Source organism: Mycobacterium sp. NPDC049093 (assembly GCF_040704635.1).
Lineage (GTDB): Bacteria > Actinomycetota > Actinomycetes > Mycobacteriales > Mycobacteriaceae > Mycobacterium.
Window position 1 is genome coordinate 228,623 of record NZ_JBEZJS010000001.1, and the last position, 14,665, is coordinate 243,287.

1 protein-coding gene (only partly in view) is annotated in these 14,665 nt (G+C 65.2%); it reads left to right on the plus strand.

Going from position 1 to position 14,665, the window contains the following annotated elements; genetic code table 11:
• Positions 1 to 14,665: the 5' portion of an amino acid adenylation domain-containing protein gene (locus AB0876_RS01135; RefSeq protein WP_526040955.1), read on the plus strand. The gene runs 4,913 nt beyond the window's last position; the window shows 14,665 of its 19,578 coding nt (coding positions 1-14,665); it begins with the start codon at positions 1 to 3; the stop codon falls past the right edge of the window.

Genomic DNA, 14,665 nt, shown 5'->3' on the forward strand with positions numbered 1-14,665 from the left:
ATGCAGCTTGATGAACAATCGCTGCCGGTAACACGCGCACAGCTCGATATTTGGCTTGCGCACGACGTGGCTGGATCAGGCACGGAGTGGTTACTCGGTCTATTCGTGAAAATCGCGGGCGCGCTCGACCGCGACGCCCTTGAATGGGCGATCAACCGAGTGGTGCGAGAGGCTGAGCCGCTCCGGGCCCGCTTCTTCGAGGTGGACGGGCAGGTTTACCAGAAGGCAGTCGATCACCCCAACGTGGAGCTGGCCTTCTATGATCTGCGCAGCGCGTCTGACCCCGTAGCAGAAGCCCGTGACATGGCGGCCGCGATTCAGCGCGAGCCAATGGCTTTCACCGAACCGCTGTTCAGATTTGCGCTGTTTCAGACACGAGACGATGAGCACTTCCTGATCGCCTGCTGTCACCACATCGTGCTCGACGGGACCGGGATTGCGCTTGTCGGATCTCGGCTTGCGTCGGTGTACTCCGCAGTTTTCTCCGGGGCTCCCATACCTCCGCCGATCTTCGGGTCGCTCGCGGACCTGATCGACAACGAGTCCAAGTACGAGTCCTCCGGCGAGTATCTCGAAGACCAGGCCTATTGGACTGGGCATCTTCCGCCGGAATCCGGGCCCAACTCCTGGCAGACCGATTCCGTCGATCGCGATGAGCAGCATTCGCATTCCACCTCAGTGCAATTCGACTCTGAGCTGCTGCGGCAGGTCGACATACTGGCTCGGTCGAAGAACGTTGCCCGTTCATCGGTCATCACGGCGGCGTGCGCGTTGCTCGTGCGTGGGTGGAGTGCCGGGGGGTCGGACGTTGTGCTCGACTTCCCGGTCAGCCGGCGGGTAAGCCCGGAGTCGCGGACGCTGCCTGGCATGGTGGCCGGCGTCGTGCCGCTCAGGGTGAAGTCATCACCGGCAATGTCGATCTCTCAATTCATCGATGATGTCGACGGCCACATACAGGAAGCGCTGCAGCATCAGCGCTTCCCGGTACACGCACTCGAGCGCAAGCTCAACCCACGGTCGGCGGGCCAGATGGCGAATCGGGTGAGTGTCAACTTCCTTCCGTCTACGTTCACGTTGGACTTCGGCGGTGCGGAGGCTTCGGCATCGTTGACCAACGTCGGTGTTGTCGGTGGCTTCGGTCTCGTCTTCTCCAGTGCCGGAGAAGAATTGACCCTCAGCACGATGGGCACGGGTCAACCGTTCTCCAGTTTCGACGTCACGGATCTGGCAGAGCGTCTGCAGCGGATTCTGGCTGCGTTCGTCTCGGATCCGGCTCGGTGGTTGTCTTCGGTGGATGTTCTCGATGCTGCTGATTGCGCACGGTTGGATGAGGTTGGTCATCGGTCGGTGTTGATGCGGCCGGTGGTGGAGTCTTCGGTTCCGGAGTTGTTCGAGGTTCAGGTTGTTCGTGCTCCCGATGCGGTGGCGGTCAGTTTCGATGGTCGTTCGTTGTCGTACAGAGATTTGGATGAGGCATCGAATCGACTGGCGCGCTTGTTGGTTGGCCTTGGAGCGGGTCCGGGTGGGTGTGTCGGTCTGTTGATGGGCCGGTCTACGGATGCGGTTGTGGCGATCTTGGGTGTGTTGAAGTCGGGGGCGGCGTATCTGCCGATTGATCCTGTGGTACCGGATGCCCGGGTGCAGTTCATGGTCTCTGATGCGGCGCCGGTGGCGGTGCTGACGACGGCCGAGTTGGCTGGGCGGCTTGATGGTTGTGGTGTGTCGGTGGTCGACATCGAGGATTCCCGGATTGATTCTCAGTCCAGTGCCGGGTTGCCGATTCCGGCTCCTGATGACATCGCGCACATCATCTATACATCGGGGACCACGGGGACGCCGAAAGGTGTTGCGGTTACGCATCAGAACGTGACGCGGTTGTTCGACGGCATGGATGTGGGTATCGAGTTGGGGCCGCAGCAGGTGTGGTCGCAGTGTTCGTCGTTGGCGTTCGATTACTCGGTGTGGGAGATCTGGGGCGCTCTGCTGCACGGTGGACGTTTGGTGGTGGTGCCTGAGCAGACCACCCGCTCGTCCCAGGACCTGCATACCCTCCTGGTTGACGAGCACGTCACGGTTCTGAGCCAAACCCCTTCGGCGGTAGGGATGCTGGCTGCCGAGGGCCTTGAATCGGCGGCGTTGATGGTCGCCGCTGAACCGTGCCCGGCCGATGTGGTGGACCGCTGGGCGCCGGGGCGGGTGATGATCAACGGCTACGGACCGACCGAGACGACGGTGTACGCCACGATCAGCGCACAACTCCAGGCAGGGTCGGGTGTGGTGCCGATTGGTCTGCCCGTACCAGGCGCGGCGCTGTTCGTCCTGGACCGCTGGTTGCGCCCGGTGCCGCCCGGTGTGGTGGGCGAACTCTATGTGGCCGGCCGCGGCGTCAGCGTCGGCTATGTCCGGCGCGCGGGCCTGAGTGCATCGCGGTTCGTCGCCTGTCCGTTCGGAACGCCCGGTGCCCGGATGTATCGCACCGGAGATCTGGTGTCGTGGGGTCCGGATGGGCAGCTGCGTTACGCCGGGCGTGCCGATGAGCAGGTCAAGATTCGTGGCTACCGTATCGAACTCGGCGAAATCCAAACGGTGCTGGCCGATCTCGATGACGTGCAGCAAGCGGTGGTGATCGCCCGCGAGGACCATCCCGGCGACAAGCGCCTGGTCGGCTACATCACCGGCACCGCGGATCCGGTCCAGGTGCGTGCGGCGCTGGCGGAGCGGTTGCCTGCCTACATGGTGCCCGCCGCAGTGGTCGTCCTCGACGCACTGCCGCTGACGGTCAACGGCAAGCTCGACAAGCGTGCACTGCCGGCACCTGAGTATGTCGATACCGATCATTACCGGGCCCCGACCACCGCTACCGAGGAGATCCTGGCCGGCATCTACGCCGAGGTCCTCGGATTGGAACGTGTCGGCGTCGACGACTCCTTCTTCGACCTCGGCGGCGACAGTATTCTCGCGATGCGGGTCGTCGCCGCGGTCAACACCAATTTGGATGCCGGACTGGCAGTACGCACATTGTTCGATGCCCCCACGGTGGCTGAGTTGGCGCCACACGTCGGTGAAGATTCGGATCGGCGTGCGCCCTTGGTGGCGGGCGAGCGTCCTGCTCTGATTCCGTTGTCCTTTGCGCAGAACCGGATGTGGTTCCTCAATCGGTTCGAGGACGGCGCGGCGACGTACAACATGCCGATCGCGTTCCGGATCAACGGTGCCTTGGATCTCGATGCGCTCGACGCGGCTCTCGATGACGTGATCACCCGGCACGAGTCGTTGCGCACGGTGTTCCCCGACATCGACGGTGTCCCCTCACAAAAGGTTCTGCCTGCCGAGCCGGGGCTGTGGCGGCGCGGAGGCCCGGCACTGATGCCGGTGACGGAAGATCATCTGGTCGGCGAGCTGATCTCGCTGGCGGGCTATACGTTCGACCTGGCCAGTGAGATTCCGATCCGGGCCCAGATCTATGCCGTTGGACCCGAACAGTTCGTGCTCGGAATCGTCCTGCACCACATCGCCTTCGACGGATGGTCGATGGCGCCCATGGCCCGGGATGTCGGTGAGGCGTATCGATCACGGACCCTCGGCCAGGTGCCTGATTGGTCACCGCTGCCGGTGCAGTACGCCGATTACACGCTGTGGCAGCAGGATTGGCTGGGATCCGAATCCGAGCCCGACAGTGTGCTCGCCAACCAGCTGGCCTATTGGCGACGGGAACTCGCCGATCTTCCCGAGGTCGTGTCGCTTCCCGCGGATCGGCCGCGCCCTCCGGTGCCCAGCTACCGCGGCGACGCGGTCGATCTGCGTATCGATCCCGAGTCCTGGGCTGGGATCAAGGCGGTGGCAGCGGCGCACAACGCGACTGTGTCGATGGTGTTGCAGGCCGCGATGGCAGTGGCGCTGCACCGGGCCGGCGTCGGTGAGGACATCGCTCTGGGGACCCCGATCGCGGGCCGGATGGACCAGGCTCTTGATGAGCTGGTCGGGTTCTTCGTCAACAGCTGGGTACTCCGGGTGGGGGTTGATCCTGCGTTGCGGTTCAGCGAGGTGCTGGAACGCGTGCGACAGAAGGCGCTGGACGCCTACGCCAATCAGGATGTGCCGTTTGAGCTTTTGGTGGAGCGGCTCAACCCGACCCGGTCTACATCGCACCACCCGTTGTTCCAGGTGGCCTTGGCCTTCCAGAACAATGTGCGCCCCGAGATCCAGCTCGACGACCTCGACGTCGAGCCGGTGGCAGCTGACATCCGCACCGCCCGGTTCGACCTCGAATTCGATCTACGCGAACTGTCCAGCGGCGACGCGAGTGCGCTGTTCGACCTGCACGCGGTCCCGGCGGAAGGCCGTGGTGCCCTGATGGCGGCCGGCACGGTCGCCTATGCCACCGATCTGTACGACCGATCCAGTGTCGAGCGGTTGGTGGGTTGGTTCGGCCGCGTCGTCGAGACTGTGGTGGCTGACTCGTCGGTGGTCGTGGGTGAGGTGGGCCTGCTGGACCTCGACGAGCAGAACGTGTTGCTGCACAAGTGGTCCGGCGCCGAGATAAGTGGGCCGACGGGGTTGGCCCCGGAGTTGCTGGCCGCGGCGGTGGCCGCCGATCCGGATGGCGTTGCGGTGGTGGATGGGACGCGCGAGCTGTCCTACCGAGAGCTTGACGAGGTCTCCAACCGATTGGCGCGAGCGTTGATCGAAGCCGGGGTGGGGCCTGAGCGCGCCGTCGGTGTGGCGATAGGACGCTGCGCGGAGTTGGTGATCGCCTGGTGGGCGGTGCTGAAGGCCGGCGGCGTGTATGTGCCTGTCGATCCGGGACACCCGGCCGAGCGGGTATCCACGGTGCTCGATACCGCCGAGGCGGTTTGCGTGCTCACCTGCGGAATCGGTGCGGTCGAGGGGACCGGCAGCCGACTCGTGGTTCCGCTCGATCTGGTTGATCTGTCAGAACACAGTGCCGATCCTGTGACGGATTCGGATCGACTGGCGCCCTTGAGCGTTGACGATGCGGCATACGTGATCTTCACGTCGGGTTCCACCGGAACTCCGAAGGGCGTGGCGATCAGCCATGCCGGGGTGTTGGGCGTAGCCGCCGCGCACCACGGTCTACTGGGTGTGACACCACGCGCGCGGGTGCTGATGGTGGCTGCACCGACGTTCGATGCCTCGGTCTTCGAATGGTTATGGGCAGTGTCCTCAGGGGCGGCACTGGTGGTGGCTCCGCCGGATTCTTACGCCGGCGACGCGTTGGCCGAGGTTTTGGCGGGTCAGCGCGTTGATGCGGCATTGATAACGCCAACGGTGCTGGCGACACTCGACCCGACTCAGATCGATGGCTTGGACACGCTGGTCACGGGCGGTGAGGCGTGCCCCGCCGAGTTGGTGACCGCGTGGGCACCGGGACGGCGGATGTTCAATGCCTACGGTCCGACAGAGGTGACCATCTGGGCCACCTGGAGTGCGCTGTCGGCCGGACAGCCCGTGCACATCGGTGCGCCGGTTCCGGGCACCTCTGCGTTCGTGCTCGATTCGCGGTTGAATCCCACTCCCGTCGGAGTGGTGGGCGAGCTGTACCTCGCAGGCCCCGCGGTGGCCCGCGGTTACGTGGGACGAGCCGATCTGACCGCGGATCGCTTCGTGGCCAATCCCTTTGGTGCCGCGGGGACTCGCCTGTACCGCACCGGCGACCTGGTGCGCTGGACCGAGGCAGGGAGCCTGGAATACCTGGGACGCGCGGACGCGCAGATCAAGCTCCGTGGGCAGCGCCTGGAACTCGGCGAGATCGAGAACACCCTGCTGGCCTGCCCGCAGGTCACCCGCGCGGCTGCAGCTGTGCATCGCGGCAGCACCGGTGTCGATCATCTGGTCGGCTACATCGCCCTGGAGCAGACCAGCACCGCCGACTACGACGCTGACGTCGTCGACCAGTGGCAAGGCATCTACGACGAGCTCTATGACGCCGATCTCGACGCGGTCGAATTCGGCAACGATTTCCGGGGCTGGAACAGCAGCTACACCGACGATCCGATTCCCCTTCACGAGATGGAGGAATGGCGCTCGGCCACCGTGGATCGGATTCTGGCACTGCGGCCGCAGCGGGTGCTAGAGCTCGGCGTCGGATCTGGTCTGCTGCTGTCCCAGCTTGCGCCGAAGTGCGTGGAGTACTGGGGTACAGACTTTTCCGCGCCCACCATCCAGAAACTTCAGACGGCGGTGGCCGGCCGACCCTGGGGCGATCGGGTCCACCTACTGACCCGGCCTGCGCACATCACCGAGGCGTTGCCGCAGAACCAGTTCGACATGGTGGTGATCAACTCGGTGGTCCAGTACTTCCCGAGCGCGGGGTACCTGGCCGAGGTCATCGACAAGGCAGTGGAACTGCTGGCGCCGGGCGGCACGCTGTTCATCGGTGACGTGCGTAATCACAGCCTGCAGGGCGCATTCCAGACCGGGATCGCCCTGGCGCGCAGCCGCAACGGCACCGATACCGACGAGATCCGCCAACGAGTTCAGCGCGCGATGCTGGGAGAGCACGAGTTGCTGCTCGCCCCAGAGTTTTTCACCACCTGGGCAGCCGACCATCCGTCCGTGGGCGGTATCGGTATCCAGGTCAAGCGTGGCGAGGCCGACAACGAGCTGAGCCGGTACCGCTACGACGTGATCGTCCACAAGTCGCCCACCCAGGTGTGCTCGCTGGCCGGCGCCCCGAACTGGACCTGGACGGACTGTGCGGGTCTGAGCGGCCTGCTGGACGAGTTGACGGCTCAGCACCCGTCCACCGTGCGGGTCAGCTCCATTCCCCGCGCCGGCGTGATCGCCGATGTGGTGACCGAACAAGCTCTGGGCGCTGGGCTCCCACTCGCCGAGGCGCTGGCACACGCCGATTCCGTCGCCGAGGACGTCGTCACCCCGGAAATGGTGTACAGCCTCGGCGCGGCCGCCGGGTACCACGTCGCAGTCACCTGGGGAACTCAACCCGGCACCCTGGATGCCGTCTTCATCGCCGCCTCCGATGGTGAGTCGCTGCCGGCGCTCACCGAGCTCTACCAGCCCGCAGCGGACGCCCGTCAGCGCGGCGGCTACGCCAATGACCCGCATACCAACTCGAAGGTCACTGCGGTCCGCCAGTGGTTGTTCGAGCGGTTGCCCGAGTACATGGTGCCGAGTCAGATCGTGGTGCTCGACGAGTTCCCGTTGACTTCCTCGGGCAAGATCGATCGCAAGGCTCTGCCTGAACCCACCTTTGTCGCCACATCCTTCCGAGCTCCGCAGACCGATACGGAGAAGATCGTCGCCGAGGTGTTCACCGAGGTGTTGGGACTCGGAAGGGCGGGTCTCGACGACGACTTCTTCGTTCTCGGCGGCGATTCCCTGATCGCCATCCGGGTCAGCGCGCGTTTGCAGTCCGCTCTCGGCCGGGATGTGCCGGTTCGCTACTTGTTCGAGGCACCCACAGTCGGTGGACTCGCCGACTATCTCGATCGGCATCAGGACGGCGTGGCTCGGCCCCCGCTGGCTGCCCGGCATCGTCCGGAGGCCGTTCCGTTGTCGTATGCCCAGCAACGATTGTGGTTCTTGGAGCAGCTACAGGGACCGTCACCGATCTACAACATGGCGGTCGCGTTACGGCTCAGTGGGCACCTGGATGAAGATGCCCTTGGTGCCGCACTTGCCGATGTCGTCGGCCGCCAGGAAAGCCTCCGCACCGTGTTCACCTCGGTCGACGGGGTACCTCAGCAGGTGGTACTCAGCGCCGAGCAGGCTGATCTGGGGTGGCAGATCGTTGACGCCGACGGATGGCCCACAGCCCGGCTCGACGAGGCAATCGGTGCGACAGCACGCCACAGTTTCGACCTCACCAGTGAGATCCCGATCAAGGCAACGCTTTTCCGCGTCAGCGAGAACGAGCACGTGCTGGCGGCGGTCGTACACCACATCGCCGCCGACGGTTGGTCGGTGACCCCGCTGGTGGTGGATCTGGCGAGGGCCTACGCCAGTCGTTGCACGGGGGAGGCCCCGGATTGGGAACCCCTGCCGGTGCAGTATGCCGATTTCACGTTGTGGCAGCAGGAGTGGCTGGGCTCGGTATCTGACGCCGACAGCGTGATCGCCGGGCAGCTGAGCTACTGGGAGGACGAGCTTGCTGAGCTGCCCGACCGGTTGGAGTTGCCGACGGACCGGCCGTATCCGCCGGTGGCCGACTACCAGGGCTCCAGCGTGGCGGTGGATTGGCCGGCCGAACTACAGCAACAGATCGCCCGGGTGGCCCGGGAGCACGGCGCGACGAGTTTCATGGTCGTCCAGGCGGCGCTGGCGGCACTGATGGCTCAGCTGAGCGCCAGTTCCGATGTGGCGGTGGGCATCGCGTCTGCCGGCCGCGGCGAGCCCGCGCTGGACGAGTTGGTGGGCTTCTTCGTCAACACGCTGGTGTTGCGCGTGAACCTGGCCGGAGACCCCACGGTTGCCGACCTGTTGGGTCAGGTGCGGCGGCGCAGCTTGGCGGCGTTCGAGCATCAGGACGTGCCGTTCGAGGTGCTGGTGGATCGGCTCAATCCGGCTCGCAGCCTGACCCATCATCCGCTCGTGCAGGTCATGCTGACCTGGCAGAACCTGCCGTGGCAGCACAGCGATCCTGCCGCGGCATTGGTGCTTGGCGACGTTGGTGTCACGCAGCTGGACGCCGAAACGCAAACGGCCCGGATGGATCTGGTGTTTTCGCTGCGCGAGCGCTTCAACGATGCCGGCGCACCGGCCGGGATCGACGGATCGGTGGAGTTCCGCACCGATGTGTTCGACGCGGCCACGATCGAGACCTTGATCCAGCGTATGCAGCGGATGCTGGCCGTGATGACTGCGGACCCGGCCCAGCGGCTGTCGGCTGTCGACCTGCTCGACGCGGCTGATTGCGCGCGGTTGGATGCGGTTGGTCATCGGGCGGTGCTGACGCGGCCGGTGGTGGAGTCTTCGATTCCGGCGGTTTTCGCAGGCCGGGTGCAGAGTGCTCCTGATGCCGTGGCGGTGCGTTTCGACGATCGTTCGTTGTCTTATCGGGAGTTGGATGAGGCGTCGAATCGGTTGGCGCGGTTGTTGATCAGTGAGGGTGCGGGGCCTGGCAGGTCGGTGGGATTGTTGACGGGCCGTTCGGTTGACGCGGTTGTCGCGATTTTGGGTGTGTTGAAGTCGGGGGCGGCGTATCTGCCGGTTGATCCGGTGGTGCCGGATGCGCGTGTGGAGTTCATGCTCACCGATGCGGAGCCGGTGGCGGTGTTGACCACGGGCGCTTTGGCAGGTCGGCTCGACGGGTACGGCGTGCCGGTGATCGAAGTCGACGATCCCCGTATCGATGCTCAAGCGAGTATGGCGCTACCACTTCCTGCGCCTGATGATGTGGCGCACATTATCTACACGTCGGGCACGACGGGGACACCGAAAGGTGTTGCGGTTACTCATCAGAACGTGACCCGACTTTTCGACGGCATGGATGTAGGTATCGAGCTGGGCCCGCAGCAGGTGTGGTCTGCGTGTTCGTCGCTGGCGTTCGATTACTCGGTGTGGGAGATCTGGGGGGCCCTGCTGCACGGTGGGCGTCTGGTGGTGGTGCCCGAGTCGGTGACGCGCTCGCCTGGGGAGCTACAGGCGTTGGTTGTTGCTGAGCAGGTGACGGTGCTCAGTCAGACACCTTCTGCGGTAGGGGTTTTGGATCCGGCAGCGCTGGATTCGGTGTCGGCGTTGATGCTGGCCGCTGAGGCCTGCCCGCCGGATGTGGTGGATCGGTGGGCGCCGGGTCGGGTGCTGATCAACGGGTATGGTCCCACCGAGACGACTGTGTATGCCACGATCAGCGCTCCGCTTCAGGCTGGGTCGGGTGTGGTGCCGGTCGGTGTGCCGGTGCCCGGTGCCGGTTTGTTCGTCCTGGACCGGTCGCTGCATCCGGTTCCCCCCGGTGTGGTGGGCGAGTTGTATGTTGCCGGCCGGGGTGTGGGTGTCGGTTATGTGCGGCGTGCGGGGCTGACCGCCTCGAGGTTCGTGGCGTGCCCGTTCGGCGCTCCTGGTGCCCGGATGTATCGGACCGGTGACCTGGTCTCCTGGGGCCCGGATGGGCAGTTGCGCTATGCCGGACGTGCCGATGAGCAGGTCAAGATTCGTGGTTACCGCATCGAACTCGGCGAAATCCAAAGTGCGCTGGCTGATGTGGAGGGTGTACAGCAAGCCGTAGTGGTCGTCCGTGAGGACCAGCCGGGGGACAAGCGCCTGGTCGGCTACCTCACCGGCACCGCGGACCCGGCCGAAGCACGTGCGGCCCTGTCCGAGCGGCTGCCGGCCTACATGGTGCCCGCTGCCATCGTGGCCCTCGACGGGTTACCGCTGACGGTCAACGGCAAGCTCGACAAGCGTGCTCTGCCCGCACCCGAATACACCGACACCGGCCGATACCGGGCGCCGGGGAATCCCACCGAGGAAATCCTGGCCGGCATCTACGCTCAGGTCCTCGGCTTGGAACGCGTTGGGGTCGACGACTCCTTTTTCGACCTGGGCGGGGACTCACTGACGGCGATGCGACTGATCGCCGCCGTCAATGCCGGCCTCGACGCCGACGTCAGTGTCCGTACCCTGTTCGACGCACCCACCATCGCTGCGCTGGCTCCGCACATCAAGGCGGGCTCGGGTGGGCGTCAGCGGTTGGTCGCGCAGCAGCGGCCGGATGTCATTCCGCTGTCCTACGCACAACAGCGGCTGTGGTTCCTGGAGCAACTGCAGGGGCCGTCGTCGATCTACAACATGGCGGTTGCTTTGCGGCTCGACGGCAACCTGGACGCCGACGCGCTGGGACAGGCGTTGGCCGACGTGGTGGGGCGGCACGAGAGCCTGCGCACGATGTTCGGCGCCGTCGACGGGATTCCGCAGCAGTTGGTGGTGCCTGCCTCGCAAGCGGAACTGGGCTGGCAGGTTGTCGACGCCACCGGGTGGTCGGCGGATCGGTTGGAGGAAGCAGCCGGCGCGGTTGGGCGGCGCCCATTTGACCTCACGCAGGAAATCCCGTTGCGGGCAACCCTCTTCCGCATCGCTGAGGACCAACATGTCCTGGTGGCGGTGGTTCACCACATCGCTGCCGATGGTTGGTCGATCACGCCGTTCGTGGCGGATCTGGGCTCGGCCTACGGGAGCCGCTGCGCCGGCCGTGCCCCGGAGTGGGCCCCGCTGTCGGTGCAATACGCCGATTACGCGTTGTGGCAACATGACTGGCTGGGGTCGACGTCTGATCCGGACAGTGTGATTGCCACACAACTGGCATATTGGGAACAAGAGCTGGCCGATCTGCCTGAGCGCCTCGAGTTGCCGACTGACCGGCCGTATCCGCCGGTGGCCGATTACCAAGGGTCGAGTGTGGCGATCGACTGGCCTGCCGAGTTGCAGCGGCAGGTGGAGCGGGTGGCCCGGGAGCACGGCGCGACGAGTTTCATGGTGGTCCAGGCGGCGCTGGCCGCGCTCCTCGCACAGTTGAGCGCCAGTTCCGATGTGGCGGTGGGAATCGCGACCGCCGGCCGTAGCGATCCGGGTCTTGATGAACTGGTGGGTTTCTTCGTCAACACCCTCGTTCTGCGGTTGGATCTGGGCGGTGATCCGACGGTGTCTGATCTGCTGGGGCAGGTACGGCAGCGCGGCTTGGCGGCGTTCGAGCATCAGGATGTGCCGTTCGAGGCGCTGGTGGAGCGCCTCAATCCGGCTCGCAGCCTGACCCACCACCCACTCGTGCAGGTGATGGTCTCGTGGCAGAACTTCGCCCCGGAGCAGGCGTCCAGTTTGGATCTGGGTGACGTCCAGGCCAGCCCGCTGGATGCGGATACCCGAACGGCCCGGATGGATCTGGTGTTCTCGCTGGCTGAACGGTTCAGCGACAGCGGCGCGCCGGCCGGTATCGGCGGCGTGGTCGAGTTCCGCACCGACGTGTTCGACGCGTCCAGTGTTCGCCTACTGCTGGAGCGGCTACAACGCGTGTTGACGGCGATCACAGCTGACACAGCTCAGCGGTTGTCGTCGGTGGATGTTCTTGATGCCGCCGATTGTGCGCGGCTCGATGAGGTTGGTCATCGGGCGGTGCTGACGCAACCGGTGGCGGAGTCTTCGATTCCGGCGGTTTTCGCAGCTCGGGTGCAGAGTGCTCCCGATGCCGTGGCGGTGCGTTTCGAAGATCGTTCGTTGTCTTACCGGAAATTGGATGAGGCGTCGAATCGGTTGGCGCACTTGTTGGCCGAATATGGCGCCGGGCCCGGTGAGTGCGTCGCGCTGATGCTCGAGCGCTCGATGCAGGCTGTGGTGGCGATCTTGGCGGTGCTCAAGTCCGGCGCGGCGTATCTGCCGGTTGATCCGGCACACCCCGATGCTCGCGTCGAGTTCATGCTGGCCGATGCGCAGCCTGTCGCAGCGGTCACCATGGCTGGGCTTGCCGAGCGGCTGCACGGATCCGGTGTCTCGGTGATCACCATCGACGACCCGCGTATCGATGCGCAACCCTCGAGCGCACTGCCGGCTCCGGCTCCTGATGATGTGGCACACATCATCTATACGTCGGGGACGACGGGGACGCCGAAAGGTGTTGCGGTTACTCATCAGAACGTGACCCGACTTTTCGACGGCATGGATGTAGGTATCGAGCTGGGCCCGCAGCAGGTGTGGTCTGCGTGTTCGTCGCTGGCGTTCGATTACTCGGTGTGGGAGATCTGGGGCGCTCTGCTGCACGGTGGAAGTCTGGTCGTTGTTCCCGAGCAGACCACACGTTCGCCGCAGGATCTGGAGGCGTTGGTTCTCGCTGAGGGCGTGACGGTGTTGAGCCAGACACCGTCTGCGGTCGGAATGCTCTCGCCCGAGAAGCTGAAGTCGGTCCCCGCGCTGATGGTGGCTGCCGAGGCGTGCCCGGCTGACGTCGTGGATCGGTGGGCGCCGGGTCGCGTGCTGATCAACGGGTATGGTCCCACCGAGACGACTGTGTATGCCACGATCAGCGCTCCGCTTCAGGCTGGGTCGGGTGTGGTGCCGGTCGGCGTGCCGGTGCCCGGTGCCGGTTTGTTCGTCCTGGACCGGTCGCTACGTCCGGTTCCCCCCGGTGTGGTGGGCGAGTTGTATGTCGCGGGCCGAGGTGTGGGTGTCGGTTATGTGCGGCGTGCGGGGCTGACCGCCTCGAGGTTCGTGGCGTGCCCGTTCGGCGCTCCTGGTGCCCGGATGTATCGGACCGGTGACCTGGTCTCCTGGGGCCCGGATGGGCAGTTGCGCTATGCCGGACGTGCCGATGAGCAGGTCAAGATTCGTGGTTACCGCATCGAACTCGGTGAAATTCAAACGGCGCTGGCCGATCTCGATGACGTGCAGCAAGCCGTGGTGATTACCCGTGAGGACCGTCCCGGTGACAAGCGCCTCGTCGGCTACCTCACCGGCGCAGCCGATCCCGCCGCGGTCCGCGCACAGCTCTCGGAGCGGTTGCCTGCCTACATGGTGCCCGCTGCCGTCGTGGTCCTGGATGCGTTGCCGTTGACGGTCAACGGCAAGCTCGACAAGCGCGCTCTGCCCGCACCCGAATACTCGGACACCGATCACTACCGGGCGCCGACCACCGCTACCGAAGAAATTCTGGCGGGAATCTACGCCCAGGTCCTCGGCTTGGAACGCGTCGGCGTCGACGACTCCTTCTTCGATCTGGGCGGGGACTCACTGTCGGCCATGCGATTACTGGCCGCGGTGAACAGTCACCTCGACGTCGACCTCGCAGTGCGCACCTTGTTCGACGCACCGACGATCGCGCAGTTGGCGTCGCGGCTTGGTTCGGCCTCGAGCGGACGTCGGCCACTGATCCCGCAGCAGCGACCGGCAGTTATCCCGTTGTCGTATGCGCAACAGCGGCTGTGGTTCCTCAATCGATTCGAGGACGGCGTCGCGACGTACAACATGCCGATCGCGTTCCGGATCAACGGTGCCTTGGATCTCGATGCGCTCGACGCGGCTCTCGATGACGTGATCACCCGGCACGAATCGCTGCGCACGGTGTTCCCCGACATCGACGGTGTTCCCTCACAGAGGGTCCTGCCGGCGCAGCCTGGGTTGTGGCGCCGCGGGGGCCCGGCACTCGTGCAGGTTGCAGCGGATCAAGAAGACGCTGTCATGGGAGAGTTGGTCGCGCTGGCGGGGTACCGGTTCGATCTGGCGACCGAGATCCCGATCCGGGCCCAGATCTACGCCGTGGGGCCCGAGCAGTACGTCCTCGGAATCGTCCTGCACCACATCGCCTTCGACGGATGGTCGATGGCGCCGATGGTCAAGGATGTCGGGATCGCCTACGCAGCCCGCTGCACCGGGCGGGTGCCCGACTGGTCACCGCTGCCGGTGCAGTATGCCGACTACACGTTGTGGCAGCGGGACCATCTGGGTGACCTGGCCGATCCAGGCAGCCGGATCGCAGAGCAGTTGTCCTATTGGCGCAAAGAGCTGGCGGGACTGCCCGAGGTGGTATCGCTTCCCACCGATCGGCCGCGTCCGCCGGCACCCAGTTATCGCGGCGACGGGGTTGCGTTGCGTATCGGCCCCGAGGCTTGGGCGGGGATCAAAGCCGTTGCCGCAGAACACAATGTCACCACCTCGATGGTCTTGCAGGCCGTCATGTCTGTTGTGCTGCACCGGGCCGGCGTCG